This is a genomic window from Bradyrhizobium sp. LCT2 (genome assembly GCF_009931255.1).
Lineage (GTDB): Bacteria > Pseudomonadota > Alphaproteobacteria > Rhizobiales > Xanthobacteraceae > Bradyrhizobium > Bradyrhizobium diazoefficiens.
On record NZ_CP034432.1, the window covers coordinates 2,562,119 to 2,578,910 of the forward strand.

Here is a 16,792-nt window from a genome sequence, read left to right on the forward strand (position 1 = left end):
CGGTCGTTTGGTCCGAAAGTGGCACCGAATGCGAAGTGCCGAGCGCATCGAGCAACGTCTGAGTTTAGAGGCGAAGCGGAAAACATCTGCTCGCGTAGAGTATTTCGCATCTTGACCCACTGCGGACATTGGTCGCATTCAAACGCCAGTAACGTGCTAGTCTTCCCATGGCGGGGTTAACGGGCTCGAAGGGTAGATTTCGATGACTTCCGACGTCGGGCGGGAACAATTGCTTTCCGCAACACCGCCAAGTCGAGACGAACTTTCATATCGATTGGAGCAACAATCCTTACTTGGGGATTTCGGCCGCATAGCGATGCTGACCCGCGACTTCACGCTAATACTGCAACGCGCAACGGAATTATGCGCACAGGGTCTGAGAGTTCGCTTCGCTAAGGTCTTAGAATTTCTTCCAGATGAAAAACGCCTTATGGTTCGCGCCGGCGTCGGTTGGGCGCCCGGGACCATCAATATCGTTTCGCTTAGCACGGATACCGGGTCGCCAGCAGGGTATGCATACCAGACTGGAAAGAGCGTCATATCAAACCATCTAGAAGCGGAGACGCGTTTCCGTACGCCTCAGCTCCTAGCGGATCATGGTATCAGGCGGGCAATCAACGTGCTGATAGAACGGGGGGCAGAGGGCAATCAGTCCTTCGGCGTGCTGGAAGTCGATAGTACCGACCCTGGCGAGTTCGACGAGGCGGACGCACACTTCCTTGCGGGCTTCGCCAGCCTGCTTGGCATCGCCATCGAACGCCAGCAGGCCGACGCCAAGCTTCAGAAGGCCCTCGAGCATCAGGAATTGCTGACACGGGAAATGAGCCATCGTGTCAAGAACAGCCTGACTTCGGTTGTCGGCCTCCTTCGCGTGCAAGCACGGAGTGCACAATCCGAAGAAGTCAGGAATGCGTTAGACGATGCGAGTGCGCGCGTGGAAACCATCGCCCAAGTGCATGATCACCTATGGCGTGGTTCGCAAATCGGCTTTGTCGACCTGGAAGATTTTATGACCGAGCTTTGCAAAAAATTGAAGGGGGCAACCGAGGGGCTTTCCTTGCACTGCCATGCAGATTCAATGTTGCTTTCTGCGGATCACGCAATTCCGCTAGGATTGTTGGTCAACGAGCTCGTTACCAACGCGGTGAAGTATGCTTACCCGGAAGGCAAAGGCGCGATCGAAATCTCTGCCCGCGAGATAGAGGGACAACTTCGCCTCGAAGTTTCCGACCAAGGCATCGGCCTGCCGGATGGCTTTGACATCGATCAACCGCGCACCAGTTTGGGGTTTAAGGTCGTCAAAGGCCTGGTTGGCCAGCTTCAGGGACATATAGCCGTTGTTACTGGCGCGACGAAAGGAGCGCGGTTTTTGGTAAACTTACCTATTCTTCGTAAGAAGGTGATCTGAAGGGGGCCATAACGATTCCGCCGACCTTGCTCGCTCGTGCCGACGAGGTGATCGAATAACGCCAGTCATTGCTGCCGTGCGTGAGTCTCCTGTTGGCCCGAATGCGAAGTCTAAGCAGCGTCCCCGGCCGTCGGCTCATGGGGGTAAACCGGAAGCAACAGGCCGCCCCTCCGAAGGGCGCTTATGACCCGAAGGCGACATCCGATGATAGTGGCCGGCCGTCCGCAACAACAGGTCAGAAAATCTGTTCCTGCAGAGTAGCCTGATTTGATATGCTCTCATTCCCCCATTGTCCATTTGCAGGGAGTAGCAGCATGAAAAAGCAGCTCTTTGCCGCCGCCGCTTTGATCGCGTTTGCAAGCTCTGGGATAGCGCAAGACAAGCACATCCAGGTTACGCCTGACGCACTGATCTGGAAGGATAACCCAGCATTTCCGAAGGGCGTTCAACTCGCCGCTCTGGTAGGCGACCAGACAAAGGCCGGAGACACCGTCGTCTTACGCATCAAGTTTCCCGCCAACTTCCAAATGCCCCCGCACACTCATCCTTATTCCGAGGTCGTAACGATAATCAGTGGTACTATCGGAACGAGCCAAGGTGAAAAGTTCGAGAAGAAAGGCGAACTGTTGAAACCGGGCGCATTGTGGGTGTATCCGGCAAAACACGCGCATTACGCATGGACCGGCAACGAAGAGGCGGTTCTCCAAGTTCAGTTCACCGGCCCGGGAGGTATTGACTACGTCAACCCGGCTGACGATCCGCGCAAGAAATAGCTGTCGGCGCCCAGCCTAAAGCTGGCAGATTTGTTATAGCCCGACGAGGTGATCGCTACGAGTTGGTGCCGCGCACGAGGCCGTTGCTGGCCCATGAGCGAAGTGGCGACACGTTTCATTGAGGTCCGCTTGGTGGGGTAGAGCGGACTGACTTTGCTCACTCTGAGTTCTTCGCATTTTGACCCATCTCGGACTCGTGCTGTGACGAGAGCGGACGGAGCTGATATCCGACACACGGCGAGCGCGAGAATCAACGCGGCTCTTTGCTAGGCTCTCTCCAACCTCTCACTCCGGCAGACCCGCTTTGCGCAAACCATCGGCAATGCGCTGAAACTCGGCAAGGAAGACGGCGTTGTCGGACCATCCCTTGCCATCCTGCAACCACTCGGTGACGGTGTAGCTCGGCCTGATCCGACGAAGCTCGGCAACTGCAGCGTAAGCTTCACGCTCATGTCCCGTTAGTGCGTGGGCGGCGGCGAGATCTGCGTAGGCAATCCAAAGAGGCTGCACCGCGATGGAGCGGCCGCACCAATCAATCGCCCCCTCATACTGCCCGAGATGGGAGTGTGCATGGCCGATGTAGAAGTACCACGTGCTTAGCAGCGGATCACGGGGGCTGAGCTGGATGGCCATTTGGAGCGGCGCAAATGCCTCCGCGGAACGGCCGACGCGGATCTTGGCGGCGCCGAGCGCGCCATGGGCCGGGGCCAGGCTGGGGTTGATCGCGATTGCCGCTTCGTACTCGCCGACCGCGGCCTCAACATTCCTACCGCTGGCCCGCTGGATCTCTCCCCTCACAAAATGTGCCATCGCATCACTGGGAAACTTTGACAAGACCTGGCCTACGGCGCTCTCAGCACGCCGTAGCTGATCTGCCGGCGCATCTGTCCAACGATAGTTGACCTCCATTGCCAGAGTCTCAGCCAGGCCCACCAACGCCTTCGGGAAGCCTGGATCGATTTGGAGCGCACGTTCGAAAAGGGCTCGCGACTGCGACAACTGCTCGCGCGAATAGGGTTGGTTGAGCACAGCCCACCCCCGCATCGTGAGATCGACCGCGTCAGGGTTGTTTGGCCGCATAACCTCCGCGTCGCGGCTTTCCTGGTTTGTCAGTTCAAGATCAAGCCGCCGCGCCAGTCGACCGGTGATGATATCCTGAAGCTGCATCGATTTGGACCAGTCACCGTCGACGCGCTCCGACCAGATCTCGGCGCCAGTCCGGGCATCAATCAGCCTGGCATTGATCCGGACCAGTGAGTCCGTTCTGCGCAGGCTGCCGTCAAGGATGTAGCGTACGCCGAGTTCGCGGCCAACGCGCTTCGGGTCAACATTCTTGTAGGCGCGGGCTGTGCTGGGCGCGATCACAAAGCTATCCTCGATCCGTGAAAGATCGGCACTCAGGTCGTCAGTAATACCTTCAGCAAAGTATTCCTGCTCGGATGCATTGCTTAGATTCGTGAATGGCAGCACGACAATCGACAGGCGATGGTTCAACGGCTGCGGCTCGCCTTGATGCATATACCAATAAGCTACGCCGCCGCTCAGAAGAAACAGCAAGGCAATCACTAGAGCCATCCGAGCGCGCCGCGCACGAAGCGCCGGCCACAGGCGGATCGGAAAGCCACCAAACATGTTTGGAAACCAACCAATCTGCGGCGTGTCACGGTGCAGCAACGAGGCCTGTGGGCGTGTTGCTGCATTGCATGGCCGCATTCGATAGACCCGGACCGGACGGGCAATGTTTTTGAGGTTCTGCTCGCCCAGATCGCCGAACTCAACCCCGACCTTGCCTTGGACTTGATCGTAGGCAGAAGACGAGATGCAGATGCCGCCGGGCTCTGCGACGCCCTCAAGCCGCGCCGCAATATTGACGCCGTCCCCAAAAATGTCATGAGGTTCAACAATTACGTCGCCGATATTGATGCCCACACGGAAAGCAATGCGCCTGTCTTCCACATCACCGATTGTAAGTTCATGAATGCTGGTCTGGAACTGCATCGCGGCTCGAACCGCCTCGACCGCGCTCGGAAACTCGGCCAAGAACCCGTCCCCGGTGTTCTTCACGATGTGGCCACCGTGTTCAGCGATTGCCGGCTGGACAGCTTCCGTTAGCAGCGCGCTTAGCTTGGCGTGGGTAGCCTCTTCGTCATTGTGCATGAGCCGCGAATAGCCAGCCACGTCGGCGGCCAAAATCGCCGATAACCTGCGCTCGACCCGGACTGGTCGCTCTTGCACCATGGCCCGCAATCCAACCCGGCACATTTGTACGACGGATCACACGGCTGTGCCAAACGCGGGATGCCTACCTAGAAGTGGATATCGGTCATCGCCATCTAGTCGACACGTCAGCCGCGTTGACCGATGTCCGCTCCGGCTTATCCGAACATTCTCGAAGACGCGACGCTATGTCGTCGAATGGCCCGAACGCGAAGCCCGGGCTGGCTTTGAAATCGTCCGGTTGTCGCGCCAGACCGGACGTGACCGGCGGCGGTCAGGACGGCGCCTGTTGACCCTGAATTGGACTTCCTCTGTTCATGGAAAATTGAGTATTTGCTGCGGCATGGGTTGACGCAATAATACGGCACTACCAAAACGTGTGATGTTGACGTCGCCGGTCAGAAACCGAATTTAGCATGATCCCTCGCTGCAAAGCCTTCTTAGCTCTACTTGCTGCTACCAGCTTATCTGTCGTGGCTTGTTCTCCCAAGGAGACCGAGTGTGGCCGCCGTTGATAAAGTCCATCGCGTCGTTCTTTTCTTCGCGGGTGCTGGGATCTTTTTTTCGTGAACAGGCAGTCGTTGTTCCTGCTATTGTCGTGGGGCCTGAACTTAGCTTCGGCGGCATACCTGTCATCGATTTTTATCTACGGCTGCCTATTTTTCCTTTGTGATTGGATGAGTTCGCGAGAGAGGCTTAGGAAGCCGGTCTATTTCTTCCTTCGCGGTGCAAGCCTCGCTGCTCTGTACTTGGCTCCCTACCTGGTTCCTGCCGTGGCTCCAATTGGCTCTTCCACGTATATTTCGCTGCTCATTGTCGTGAGCGCGATCATCATTTTCGCCGGTCAGTTGCTAATGCGCATCATGTTCTCCGTGACCGAAGAGCGAAGCTTCTACGGCTAGCTGTCCTAGCATCCCCCACGTTGTCTGCTTAAGGGGGCAAACATGAAACGGCCGGCCCAACTGCCAAACGATGCTCGTGACCCTATTCGGAAGTCATGTGGTCGATGCGCGCAACTCCCATTATTTTTCTGGCGCAAAATTCTGGTTGGTCAGTGGAGACGCGATTGGACGCTGAATGCGTATAAACGGCTTGCTGGCTCCCGCGTGGCAGCTATTGCAGCCGCTGGTAAGCTCGTCGAAGGCGGCCGTAAATTTGGTGCTGCTCTTTGCTCTAATGGCCTTTTCAAGCTCCTCTATCCGTGGATCGATGATGGTCTTGATCATCTCAGCGACAGGGATGCCTTCATATGTTGGAAAAAGCCTTGCGGCGTCCTCTAAGCCTTCCTTGATCTCGTCGATCTCATAAGCAGCGAGGTCCCAGTTATTTTGTTCGCCAGCAAACCATAGCTTGGCGTGGCGAAGCTGCGTAGCTGTCATGAATTCGCCAAGGCCCGGTTGGTAGGGCTCTTTTGCTGGCTGCGCGGCTGCGAACACTACCGAAGCAGTAAGCGCAATGGTGGCAGTGACTATCCACTTCATTCGTGGTCTCCCGAGAGATGGCAATTGGCCAATTTCCCAGGCATAGCTCAGGCTATCCAATTCGGGAAGAAAGCACATTCATCTTTGGCTGCCTGACACTGCGAGCCCTCACTTTGATTGATGTGCGATGATGACCGCTTCTGGCCCGAATGCGAAGTTTAGGCAGCGTCCCGGGTGGTCGGCTCATGGAGGTAGACCGGAAACAACCGGCCGCCCCTTCGAACGGCGCTCATGACCCAAACGCGACATTCCGGGCTTCAAAGGCATTTGATCGGCAATAATCCGTAATTCCTGTCTCGACAGGAACGTCGGAACGTCACCAGGATGGCCGAAATTTTCCTGCCCGCCGATCTATCAGTCGCGCGAGTTTCCTGCCTCAGGCGGCTTAGCGAGCTGCGGCTCCAACCTCGCGGACATATATCGAAAGTCGGGAGTCTATGTTGGCCGCTCCGAATGGCGCGAGGCCGGCGGATATACCGGTGCTGCGACATACGGCGTTCGAACTCGTATTCAACCTGAACACAGCAAGGGTGCTTGGTCTTACGGTGCCATACCTTTGCGGCCGCCGATGAAGTGATCGAACGGCATAGTCGACGGTAACGGCGCGCGAAGCCGTAAGCTTCTTCGCACGGTACCTGAGATGCGTCCCAGAAATCGGGCGCTTCAACGACCGCAATGCCGGGAGTGACGACACTGGACGCCACTCCCGATCAAGAGCTGTCAGGCTTATTCGGCCGCGATCGGGTGCGCGGTCCAACCCTGACCGTGGCTCGAGAACGCGAAGCCCTCGTAGTCCTTTTCGGCGACCTCGGCGCACTTCCTGCGATAGCCGCCGACGCCTTCCGGGCCGAGATACGGCAAGAAGCGGTGCGCCTTGCCGTCAATGTTGGCCCCCATGTACCAGGAATTGGCGCTAGTCATCAGAGTTGCGTTCACGACCTCTGCGACGTGAGCACCCCACGCGTCCTGCGCCTCCGGCGTCGCTTCGATCGTCGTAAGCTTGTTCCTACGCATGTGGGCGATGCATTCCGTAATCCACTCGACGTGCTGCTCAATTGACACCGGCATATTCGACAGCACCGAGGGGCTTTGCGGGCCGGTGATCGTGAACAGGTTCGGATAGCCCGCTATGGCCACGCCAAGATAAGTCTGCGGGCCAGCCTCCCATTCCTGCGCCAGCATCCTGCCGCCGCGGCCCTTGATGCCAAGTGCCTTCAGCGGGCCGGTCAACGCGTCGAAGCCGGTGGCGATGACGATGATATCGAGCGGATACTCCTTGCCGCCCGCGCGAACGCCATTCGGCGTGATTTCCTCGATCGAGCCATCGGTGGCCGCATCCACCAGCAGCACGTTCTTCTTGTTAAAGGTTTCGAAGTAATTGGTGTCCAGGGGCTGCCGTTTGGTGCCGTAGGGATAGGTCTTGGGCGTCAGCTTTTCAGCAGCCACCGGATCATTGACGATCGAGCGGATCTTGCGCTTGAGGTAGTCGGCGATGATATCGTTCGCTTCCTTGGAGAAGAACATATCCTGGTAGTTGGCCAGCCAGAATGCGAAGCCGCCGGCGTCCCACATCCTGTCGAACTCCTGCTCACGCTCCTCGGGAGTGGTATCGAGGACCCCCTTTGGCAGGAAGTTGAGTTCGAACCCAAAGAACGAACCTTTGATGCGCTGGCGGATCCCATCGTAATCGGCCTTGCGCGCCCTGGTGACCTCGGGGTCGACGCGGCCGTTGCGCGCTGGCACGCAGAAGGCGGGCGTACGTTGGAACACCGTGAGGTGCTTGGCCTGCTGCGCAATCTCCGGGATTGCCTGCACCGCGGTCGCGCCGGTGCCAATGACTCCGACCCGCTTGGCGGTGAAGTCGACGCCGTCATACGGCCATTGGCTGGTGTGGTAGCATTTGCCCTTGAACGACCCCAAACCTTTGAACGGCGGCATATTGGCGGTCGACAAAGCGCCGACTGCGGTGATGACAAAGCGGGTTGTGACTGAGTCGCCCTTGTCGGTGCGCACTGTCCAAAGCTCGCTGTTGTCGTCAAAGATGACCTCGACAACGCGTTTGCCGAATTGGATGTCAGGCTTCAAGTCAAAGCGCTCGGCGCAATGCTCGAGATAGCGCAGAATTTCATCCTGCTCCGGATAGCGCTCGGACCAGTTCCACTCCTGCAGCAGGTTCTTGTCGAACGTGTAGCAATAGATGTAGCTGTCGGAATCGCAGCGCGCGCCGGGATAGCGATTCCAGTACCAGGTGCCGCCAACCCCGTCGCCGGCCTCAAACACGGTGACGTTGAGGTCGAGCTTGTCGCGCAGCGAATGCAGCATGTACATGCCGGAGAAGCCTGCACCAATGATGACGGCATCGAAGTGGGTCTTCGCGCTTGCTCCTGGCGAACTACCTTGCGCAGTCATGATGTTCCTCCCGTTGTGAGCGCTCGTTGTCGGCACAGAGCAGCCTCTCTGTGCGCCGTCGTTTCGGTTGGGTCGTTGCGACGCCGGTCCGGCAAAAGGTCAGACTGGCATCGTCCGTGATCGAAGGCTAGGTCGGCCGCCCTTACGCGGCCACGCGCACCTCGCCGCTCTGATAGGCCGCCGTCTCGAAGTTCATGTAGCCGACAAACGAAGTCGGATCTCCGAAGGGAAGGATCTGCGTCGCCCAATAGCCACCGAACCCGTTCTTGCGGTCGATCCAGTAGAAGGTGTTAGCGAGGCCGGCCCAACCGAGCGACCCGGCCGGCCTTCCTGTCGGCGCGTCCTCGTCGTTGAGCATGAAGGTGTAGCACCAGGACTTCTTCAGACCCGGGAAGAACTCGGCATTGTTCGACAGTGTCGCAATCACGCCAGGCAGCATGACCACGGTCTGGCCCTCCCTGAGGCCGTTGCGGACGGCGGCGGCGACCGTCTCCTGCTTGAGCACGCGGCCATTTGGCCCCGCCCCATCGTTCAGCCACATGCGGATGAACTTCATGTACTCGCCGATCGAGGCGTAGAGCCCGTGGCCACCCATGTGGACTTCCGGGTCAGGCGGCAGCTGCATATCGGGAAGCGGGGTCAGCGACCCGTCGGCTCCGCGCTGGTGGATGACGGCAAGGCGCGACCGCATCGAAGGGGTCAGCGAGAAGACGATGTCCTCCATCCCAAGCGGCGCAAAAATCCGCTCCTTCATGACTTCGCCGAGGCGCTTGCCGCGGATGCTCTCGACGATCTGGCCACACCAGTCAAGGTTGCTGCCGTATTCCCATTTGTCACCGGGATCGAACAGCAGTGGTGTCATCAGCGACGCCTTCGAGCAGGTGACGACGCTCGGCTGGCCCTGCTCCTGGGCCAGGCGGAAATAGCTGGCGTTAAAGAAGTCGTAGCCGAGGCCAGCCGTATGCAGCATCAGCATTCGGGTGGTGATGTCGCGTTTCGGCGTCCGCAGCTTCGGCTTTCCGCCGGCATCGAATCCTTCGAGCACTTCGAGCTTACCGATCTCGGGAACATAGCTCTTCGCCGGGGCATCCAGGTCGAGCTTGCCTTCCTCGACGCATTGCAAGATGGCTGTGCCTGTGATGGCTTTCGTGGTCGAGAAGATGGCAAAGACGGTATCGGCCGTCATTGGCTGACCGCTGCCAAGCATACGCTCGCCGGCGACGCCCTCGTAGATGTTGGCCGACCGATCGGTGATCATCGCGACCACGCCGGGAACACGGTCTTTGCCCGTGACGACGCTTTGCAAAACTCCGTCACATGCGCTTTTCAAGTTGCTACCCATCGCGGCTCCTCCGTTGAAGTTTGCCAAATTGATCCTGTTTCTCCTCGACAGGCTGCGGGTGGTCCCAGCGGACAATCTCGACTGTTGTACGTGTGGAAGTCGCGCTCCAGTCTGATTGCCCCAACACCGCCTGCGCGGACCAAAGTCGCGCCGTAGCCGTAGCAGCAATAGTGATGAGCGTGTCGGTCATGATCTGGCTCGAGGTCAGGGATTTCGACCGAGCGTTGGCAAGATTAGAGCGAATTCTTGCACGCGGCTACGCATTTCCGTTTGGCATAGAAAGCGCAGACCTTTTTTACCGAGCATGTCAACGATGCTGACTCTTGACACTTTCATCCCGGCACATCAGGCCAACATGAGATTTTAATCGAGCTGCGCGGCGACGTTACGCTCGTGGCCCATCAGCGAAGTAGCGGCGCACCTCGTTAAGGTCCGCTCAGTGAGGCACGGCGGACTAGATTTTCTTAGGTTGAGTTCTTCGCATTCTGACCCATCTCAGACAACTCTCAAAAGGATCAGTCGCGTTGGTGCGGTGCCGCCTGAGCCTCGCTGATTCAACGTCAGGTGAGAACGGTATGCCGCGCTCTATGGTAGGCGACTTGAAGGCAAGACTGCAAAGACCGGCATGGCGAGCAACCGCACTGTCACTGCAATTGCCGTGTCTTACTTAAGGGGGTGCAGTCCGGCACTGTCACCGCAATTTCGAAGGATCGTCCACTCATCTCGACGATTCTGACGTCCTTGTCAGAAACTAACTCATTCGTCATCGGACATTGAGCGCTATTCCGCGAGATATAGGAACCGCAGGAGATCCACTGCATTCAAACTTGGCTAACAGCGCAGGTGACGAGCTCGCCGCGCGTTGGCGCAGCTCACCTCAGAAGAGGAGTTGATGATGAGGAAACTCACGATCCTAGCAGCAGGCGTATCCCTGCTTGCAGGCGCCTGCCCAAGCTATGCAGCAGACCACCTGTTCACCGCCGTGGCTGCGGGCGGACTGTCGACTACGACGAGCCAACCATTCCTGAACGGAATCAACAATCCAGGTCGGCCGGGTGACGAAGTCCCAGGTCAAGGCAGCGTATTTCAGGGCGAGGACCATACCGTCCCGGCAACGGATACGACGACCGGGGTGAAGATTCTTAAGACACCTCCGCCCGCACTGACCGGGACGAAGACTGTGCCCACCGGCAGCCCTTCGGTGCCCTAATCCAGCCGACTGCGATCGTTTCGGATCGCGCCAAAAGCGGCGCGTTCACCATCAGGTCTTCTGGTCTGAACGCGCCGCGCCTGCGGCGTTGCCAAGAAGGGGGGCCACGTTCAGCATGGAGCACCGCAAGAGCTAATGCGGCGAGGCTATCATTCGCACGGATAATCAACTGAGTTTACATCGAAAACTTCTGATGCGCGCAACACTGGGAGGCGTTGCGATTGCTGTTGCGTATCCGTTGTGGGCACCGGATAGCCCGGTCTCCGCAATTGGGGATAATCATGACAATCTGCGCTACGTCAGCATCACGCGCGATAACGTTGTTCAGAACGTCACTGCTGCCGGAACGCTCGAAGCCGTCGACACCGTCGAGGTCAGCTCACAGCTGTCGGGTCAGGTCGCCAAACTCATGGCTGACCACAATTCCCGCGTACGCGCCGGCGAGCCGCTTGCGGCGCTTGACAGCGCGACCTTTGAAGTCTTGCTCAAGGAAACGGAGGCTGCGCTCGCGGTCGCGTTGGCACAACAGGAAGAGGCCAAGGCAGCCATCGAGGGCGCACAGGCACGCCACGATGACGCTTTGCGGGAGCTTCAGATCAAGGCTGCGCTCAGCAAGAACGGCAGTGTTTCCCAGCGCGACGCCGAGCGAGCACAGATGACGGCTCGGGCGTTCGCCGCGGAATTGTCCGCGGCCAAGGCGCGCGAGCAGATACGCGCGGCCGGGGTAATGGCTGCGCGCGCTTCTCTGGAACGGGCTCGACTTGACCTCGAAAGAAGCACCATCAAGTCACCGATCGACGGGGTCGTGATTCGGCGCAGCGTCGAGCTTGGCCAGACGCTGGCTGCGAGCCTGCAGGCGCCGACGATCTTCACCATCGCGCGTGATCTTTCGGACATGCGCGTAAATGCATTCGTCAGCGAGGCTGATATCGGCGCGGTGCGAACCGGGCAGCGCGTTTTCTTCGGCGTGGATTCGTATCCGGGCCGCGTATTCGAGGGGCGCGTGCGCGAGATTCGGAAGGCTGCGCGGATGGTGCAAAACGTCGTGACCTACACCGTGATGATTTCGGCGCCCAATCCAGACGCTTTTCTGCTTCCGGGAATGACGGCCGACGTCCGCATCCTGGTTCAGGAGCATCAAGACGCGATGGTGGTTCCCAACGCCGCGCTGAGTTTTCGTCCGACCCGAGACGGCGGAAACAACCCTGCACCCGGTCAGGGCGTGATCTGGGTCCGCACGAAATCGGGTCATTTGGCTGCCGCCACCGTGTCACTGGGCGCTACCGGAGATTCGCTCACTGAGATCCGGTCGCCAGATCTCAAAATGGGCGAACAGGTTGCCGTCGGTTATCGGAGCAAACGTTAGATTGGAGCCGCTTGGCCGGTTAGCGCATGCGATCGCTCGTCACCCTCGACCATATCCACAAGCAACACCGGTTCGGTGACCAAAAGGTTCGCGCATTGTCCGACGTAAGCCTGAAAATTGATCGCGGAGAGTTCGTTGCGGTCATGGGCCCATCGGGATCTGGAAAATCGACGTTGCTTTCGATCCTCGGCTGCCTTGATCATCCCTCACGCGGCCGCTATTTTTTTGATGGCGAAGATATATTCGTGCAGTCGAAGGGACGCTTGAGCGAACTGCGAAACCGGCGCATCGGGTTCATCTTTCAAAACTTCAACTTGCTACCCCGGCTGACCGCGCTCGAGAATGTCGGCTTGCCGCTATTCTATCGGCGCGAGCCGCTGCGGAATCCGATCGCGAGGGCACGCGCTGCGCTCGAGCAGGTGGGGCTGGGCGGGCGAATGCACCATGTGCCTGCCCAGCTTTCTGGAGGTGAGCAGCAACGTGTTGCCGTCGCGCGGGCGATCGTCAACGGTCCCGACCTTCTCCTGGCCGACGAACCGACTGGCGCACTGGACACCAGCACGCGCTCGTCCATTCTAGCGCTTCTTGGCGAATTGCAGCGCGCCGGCCTCACGGTCGTGCTTGTAACCCATGATCCTGAGGTCGCGGCGTATGCGTGGCGAAGGATCAAGCTACGGGACGGCGCAATTGTCGGCGACCAGGGATGTGATGCTACCTCATGAGCGTTTGACCGGCGTGAGAGTTCAATGCGATCATTCAGTTATATCTATCTCGCGTTTCGGTCTGTGCGTGTGCACATACTGCGCTCCATTCTCGCAGTGACCGGCATTGTCATCGGCATTGCGGCCGTCCTGATCGTGGTCGCGGTGGCGGAGGGAGCCCGTGCCGAGGTTTCGAGACAGATCACCTCGCTTGGATCGAATCTGCTGCTCGTGCAACCTGGCGCGCAAGTCGCGCAGGGCGTACGACAGCAGGCGGGCACCATCCTTTCGCTCACGACGGGCGATGCAATCGCTGTCGCCCGCGAAGTGCCCGATGTTGTTATCGCGGCACCGTTCGTCGGCGAGCAGAAGACGACGATATCAGGAGACCTGAACTGGTCGACACTTGTTGCCGGTGTGACGCCCGTTTTTTTTGAAGCGCGCGGGTGGAGGCTTGCGGAAGGTCAGCTTTTCAACGATGACCAAGTCGCATCGGCCGCAAAAATAGCCGTCATTGGTCGTACCGTGGCGCGTGAGCTGTTCCGGGACAGTGATCCACTTGGCCGTTTTGTCCGTATTGAACGCTCGTCCTATCTCGTGATCGGAACGCTTGCCGAGAAGGGGCAGGATTTCACGGGGCGAGATCAGGATGACGTCATGTTCATTCCGCTGTCGTCGGCGAGAATCTTCGCCATTGGACGCAGTCAGGCCAATCCCGATGCCGTGCATTCGATTTTGGTGAAAACCGAATCCGCTCAGTCAATGCCCGCGGCAGAAACCGCGATTGCGCGCGTCCTGCGGCAACGTCACAAGATCGTCGGGCGCAAGGCCGACGATTTTCGAATTCAGAACCTCATTCAGGTCGCCCAGATGCGTGACCGAGCCTATCGCCAGTTCACGTTGCTGGTGTCCACGCTTGCAGGAATCTCATTGCTAGTCGGCGGCATTGGGGTGATGAACATCATGCTCGTGTCGGTGACCGAACGGATTAATGAAATAGGCATTCGACTGGCATTCGGCGCCCGACCGCAGGACATCCGTCGACAGTTTCTGTTCGAAGCGGTGCTCCTATGCACGATCGGCGGCCTGTTGGGACTGGCCGTTGGCTACGCATGCGCGCGCGTTGTTCCCGCCGCGCTAGGTTGGCCAACTGAATTCAACGAACGGATGGCGCTGATCGCGATCGCCTGCTCCAGTCTCATCGGCATTATCTTCGGTCTGCTACCCGCTCAGCGGGCGGCGCGTTTGGATCCGGCGGCGCTACTAAGGTCCGTGTAAGCGGTAACGCTCGACGCAGCTAAACGTCCGTGGCGCACCACTCTCGGCTCGCGCACAATACATGGCGATGATCAGGTCTGCGCCATGCCAATGACGTCTGGAGTGGCTCTTCGCGTCCGTACTGGGCCGTCTGTACCGTAAGCCCCCGGTGACGGCCACCTTGCGTCGGCAGTGAGGCTTCGCGAAGCCATAGGACTAGTCCTGGAGCTAGTCCTATGGCCAAAGCGGAAGTGGAAGTGATCACGTCGGAGCGGCGACGGCGGCATTGGTCGCGGGCTGACAAGGAGCGCATCGTCGCTGCAGCGTTGCAGCCGGGTGCGACGATCCTGGGCGTGGCGCGCGCGTTTGGTGTGCATTCCAGCCAGGTGTTCCGCTGGCGCCAGCAGCTGTGCGGCGAGGAGACTGCCGTGCCCGGCTTCGCCGCTGTGACGATTGCAGCCGATCCCGATCTTCACGCAGCGGCAGCTCCGCCTCAGGGGCTGATCGAAGTCGAGATCGGGACTGAGACCAAGATCCGGATCAGCGGCGCGGCGGATGCCGCGACGGTGACGGCGGTGATCACGGCGCTCCGGGCGGGTTCGCGATGACGATCCCGATCCCCTCCGGCACACAGGTCTGGCTGGCGAGCGGCCATACCGACATGCGCAAGGGCTTCGACGGCCTGGCGCTGCTGGTCCAGGAGACCTTGAAGCGCGATCCGCATGGCGGCCATCTGTTCGTGTTCCGCGGCCGCAGCGGCGGGCTGATCAAGGTGCTGTGGCACGACGGCCAGGGCATGTGCCTGTTCGCCAAGCGGCTGGAGCGCGGCCGCTTCATCTGGCCACAGGCTGTGGACGGAGCCGTGACGATCACGCCGGCCCAGCTCGGCTATCTGCTCGAAGGCATCGACTGGCGGCATCCGCAGCGGACGTGGCGCCCGGAAGCTGTTGGTTGAGCGCTCGAACGTAACGGCACTGATGCGTACCGGGCGGAGCTGTGATTCCATCTTCTGCGATGATCACAGCCGATTCGCTCCCTGATGATGTCGCGACGCTGAAGGCGCTGGTGCTCGCCGGCCAGGCGGCCCAGCTTGCGGCGGAAGCCAAGGCACGCAATCTCGAAGCCGAGGTCCGCGCCCGCACGCTGCTGATCGAGCAGATGAAGTTCACGATCGCCAAGCTCAAGCACGAACAGCACGGCCAATCCTCCGAACGAGCCTCGGTGCTCGATCAGCTCGAGCTAGAACTCGCCGACCTCGAGGAGGATGCATCGGAGGCCGAAGCCGATGCGCAGCTGGCAGCCGAACGGGCCAAGGCCGCGAAGATAGACGTGCAGCCATTCGAGCGGCGGCGTCCGGCGCGGCGGCCGCTGCCCGAGGACCTGCCGCGGGAGCGCGTCGTTCATCCCGCGCCGGCCCATTGCCCGTGTTGCGGCGGCGACAGGTTGCGCAAGATCGGCGAGGACGTGACCGAGACGCTGGAGCTCGTGCCGCGGCAGTGGAAGGTGATCCAGCACGTCCGTGAGAAGTTCTCCTGCCGCGCCTGCGAGGCGATCAGCCAGCCGCCGGCGCCGTTCCATCCGATCTCGCGCGGGCGCGCTGGACCGCGTCTGCTCGCGCACATCCTATTCGCCAAATACGGATTGCACCTGCCCCTCAACCGGCAGAGCACGACGTATGCGCATGAAGGTGTGATCCTGGACGTCTCCACGCTGGCCGACTGGGTCGGCGCGGCGGCGGCGACATTGATGCCGCTGGTCGATGCGATCAAGGCGCATGTCCTCGCTGCCGAGCGCATCCATGCCGACGACACCACGGTGCCGGTTCTGGCCAAGGGCAAGACGCGCACGGGGCGCGTCTGGACCTATGTGCGCGACGATCGGCCCTTCGCCGGGCACGCGCCGCCGGCCGCCGTGTTCTTCTACTCGCCCGACCGCTCCGGCACCCATCCAGAGGCGCATCTTGCGACCTATGCCGGACCGATGCAGGCGGACGCCTATGCCGGCTTCAACAGGCTCTACGATCCATCGCGGAAGCCGGGCCCGATCATCGAGGTCGGCTGCTGGGCGCATGCACGGCGCAAGTTCTTCGAGATCGCACGGCTGAAGAAGGCGCCGATCGCGATCGAAGCGATCGCGAAGATCGACGCCCTGTTTGCGATCGAGCGCGACATCAACGGTCTGCCGGCCCACGAGCGCAAAGCCGCGCGCCATGCGCGCAGCCGCCCGCTGGTCGATGAGCTTCATACCTTCCTGCACGAGCGCCGCGCCAAGCTCTCCGGCAAGAGCGAGACCGCCAAGGCGATCGACTACAGCCTCAAGCGCTGGGAGGTGTTCACGCGCTTCATCGACGATGGCCGGCTGTGCATGACCAACAACGCGGCCGAACGCGAGCTACGCGCCGTGGCCGTCGGCCGCAAGAACTGGACCTTCGCCGGCTCCGACGATGGCGGCCGCCGTGCCGCCGCCATCTACACCCTGATCCAGACCGCCAAGCTCAACGATCTCGATCCGCCGGCCTGGTTGACGGACGTGCTGCTGCGGATCAATGATCATCCGGCGTCGAGGCTCGACGAGCTGCTGCCGTGGAATTGGTCAAAACCCAGAACCCTTGTCGCCGCTGCCTGATCA

Annotated in this window: 14 protein-coding genes; 10 read left to right on the top strand and 4 right to left on the bottom strand. The window is 59.9% G+C overall.

Annotation, left to right across the window (positions count from 1 at the left end; genetic code table 11):
• Positions 1-202: 202 nt before the first annotated feature.
• Both EI171_RS12640 and EI171_RS12645 read left to right on the top strand, forming a co-directional pair.
• Positions 203-1,408 (top strand): sensor histidine kinase, encoded by a 1,206-nt coding sequence (locus tag EI171_RS12640; RefSeq protein ID WP_011089726.1) that lies wholly within the window; start codon positions 203-205, stop codon positions 1,406-1,408.
• A 314-nt stretch (positions 1,409-1,722) separates the two neighbouring features.
• Entirely contained in the window at positions 1,723-2,181 is a 459-nt protein-coding gene (locus EI171_RS12645) for a cupin domain-containing protein (protein WP_011089725.1), read from the top strand.
• 285 nt (positions 2,182-2,466) lie between these two features.
• Here EI171_RS12645 and EI171_RS12650 read toward each other — a convergent pair whose 3' ends face one another.
• Complete coding sequence (locus EI171_RS12650; RefSeq protein WP_161533495.1) at positions 2,467-4,419, bottom strand: adenylate/guanylate cyclase domain-containing protein; 1,953 nt, start codon at positions 4,417-4,419, stop codon at positions 2,467-2,469.
• A 545-nt stretch (positions 4,420-4,964) separates the two neighbouring features.
• Here EI171_RS12650 and EI171_RS12655 point away from each other — a divergent pair.
• Positions 4,965-5,300 (top strand): hypothetical protein, encoded by a 336-nt coding sequence (locus EI171_RS12655; protein ID WP_161533496.1) that lies wholly within the window; start codon positions 4,965-4,967, stop codon positions 5,298-5,300.
• A gap of 120 nt (positions 5,301-5,420) precedes the next feature.
• Here EI171_RS12655 and EI171_RS12660 read toward each other — a convergent pair whose 3' ends face one another.
• The 3 genes from EI171_RS12660 to EI171_RS12670 all read right to left on the bottom strand — a co-directional run bounded on the left by EI171_RS12660 (position 5,421) and on the right by EI171_RS12670 (position 9,630).
• On the bottom strand, positions 5,421-5,879 hold the full coding sequence (locus EI171_RS12660; RefSeq protein WP_028174157.1) for a hypothetical protein: 459 nt from the start codon (positions 5,877-5,879) through the stop codon (positions 5,421-5,423).
• 726 nt (positions 5,880-6,605) lie between these two features.
• A complete protein-coding gene (locus tag EI171_RS12665) occupies positions 6,606-8,288 on the bottom strand; it encodes an NAD(P)/FAD-dependent oxidoreductase (RefSeq protein ID WP_161536990.1) in 1,683 nt (560 codons plus the stop codon).
• Between the two features lie 142 nt (positions 8,289-8,430).
• The gene (locus tag EI171_RS12670; RefSeq protein ID WP_011089721.1) at positions 8,431-9,630 is read right to left on the bottom strand and encodes a serine hydrolase; all 1,200 of its coding nucleotides are present in this window, start codon (positions 9,628-9,630) and stop codon (positions 8,431-8,433) included.
• Positions 9,631-10,492: 862 nt separating this feature from the next.
• Here EI171_RS12670 and EI171_RS12675 point away from each other — a divergent pair.
• The 7 genes from EI171_RS12675 (at position 10,493) to EI171_RS12705 (ending at position 16,789) form a co-directional block, all read left to right on the top strand.
• Complete coding sequence (locus EI171_RS12675) at positions 10,493-10,840, top strand: hypothetical protein (RefSeq protein ID WP_143279716.1); 348 nt, start codon at positions 10,493-10,495, stop codon at positions 10,838-10,840.
• Between the two features lie 193 nt (positions 10,841-11,033).
• Positions 11,034-12,206 (top strand): efflux RND transporter periplasmic adaptor subunit, encoded by a 1,173-nt coding sequence (locus EI171_RS12680; RefSeq protein WP_049832513.1) that lies wholly within the window; start codon positions 11,034-11,036, stop codon positions 12,204-12,206.
• 26 nt (positions 12,207-12,232) lie between these two features.
• Positions 12,233-12,928 (top strand): ABC transporter ATP-binding protein, encoded by a 696-nt coding sequence (locus EI171_RS12685; protein WP_011089719.1) that lies wholly within the window; start codon positions 12,233-12,235, stop codon positions 12,926-12,928.
• A 24-nt stretch (positions 12,929-12,952) separates the two neighbouring features.
• Entirely contained in the window at positions 12,953-14,185 is a 1,233-nt protein-coding gene (locus EI171_RS12690; RefSeq protein WP_161533497.1) for an ABC transporter permease, read from the top strand.
• Positions 14,186-14,400: 215 nt separating this feature from the next.
• Positions 14,401-14,772 (top strand): transposase, encoded by a 372-nt coding sequence (locus tag EI171_RS12695; protein WP_039187448.1) that lies wholly within the window; start codon positions 14,401-14,403, stop codon positions 14,770-14,772.
• Positions 14,769-15,119 (top strand): IS66 family insertion sequence element accessory protein TnpB, encoded by a 351-nt coding sequence (gene tnpB, locus EI171_RS12700; RefSeq protein ID WP_075969263.1) that lies wholly within the window; start codon positions 14,769-14,771, stop codon positions 15,117-15,119. Before EI171_RS12695 ends, tnpB begins: the two co-directional genes overlap by 4 nt.
• Positions 15,120-15,178: 59 nt before the next feature.
• Entirely contained in the window at positions 15,179-16,789 is a 1,611-nt protein-coding gene (locus EI171_RS12705) for an IS66 family transposase (RefSeq protein ID WP_075969262.1), read from the top strand.
• Positions 16,790-16,792 lie beyond the last annotated feature (3 nt).

What these genes read in the sequence shown, in the direction of transcription:
- EI171_RS12640 (WP_011089726.1), top strand. Translation starts at nt 203, where the DNA reads ATGACTTCCGACGTCGGGCGGGAACAATTGCTTTCCGCAACACCGCCA.
- EI171_RS12645 (WP_011089725.1), top strand. Translation starts at nt 1,723, where the DNA reads ATGAAAAAGCAGCTCTTTGCCGCCGCCGCTTTGATCGCGTTTGCAAGC.
- EI171_RS12650 (WP_161533495.1), bottom strand. Translation starts at nt 4,419, where the DNA reads ATGGTGCAAGAGCGACCAGTCCGGGTCGAGCGCAGGTTATCGGCGATT.
- EI171_RS12660 (WP_028174157.1), bottom strand. Translation starts at nt 5,879, where the DNA reads ATGAAGTGGATAGTCACTGCCACCATTGCGCTTACTGCTTCGGTAGTG.
- EI171_RS12665 (WP_161536990.1), bottom strand. Translation starts at nt 8,288, where the DNA reads ATGACTGCGCAAGGTAGTTCGCCAGGAGCAAGCGCGAAGACCCACTTC.
- EI171_RS12670 (WP_011089721.1), bottom strand. Translation starts at nt 9,630, where the DNA reads ATGGGTAGCAACTTGAAAAGCGCATGTGACGGAGTTTTGCAAAGCGTC.
- EI171_RS12680 (WP_049832513.1), top strand. Translation starts at nt 11,034, where the DNA reads ATGCGCGCAACACTGGGAGGCGTTGCGATTGCTGTTGCGTATCCGTTG.
- EI171_RS12685 (WP_011089719.1), top strand. Translation starts at nt 12,233, where the DNA reads ATGCGATCGCTCGTCACCCTCGACCATATCCACAAGCAACACCGGTTC.
- EI171_RS12690 (WP_161533497.1), top strand. Translation starts at nt 12,953, where the DNA reads ATGCGATCATTCAGTTATATCTATCTCGCGTTTCGGTCTGTGCGTGTG.
- EI171_RS12695 (WP_039187448.1), top strand. Translation starts at nt 14,401, where the DNA reads ATGGCCAAAGCGGAAGTGGAAGTGATCACGTCGGAGCGGCGACGGCGG.
- tnpB (WP_075969263.1), top strand. Translation starts at nt 14,769, where the DNA reads ATGACGATCCCGATCCCCTCCGGCACACAGGTCTGGCTGGCGAGCGGC.
- EI171_RS12705 (WP_075969262.1), top strand. Translation starts at nt 15,179, where the DNA reads ATGATCACAGCCGATTCGCTCCCTGATGATGTCGCGACGCTGAAGGCG.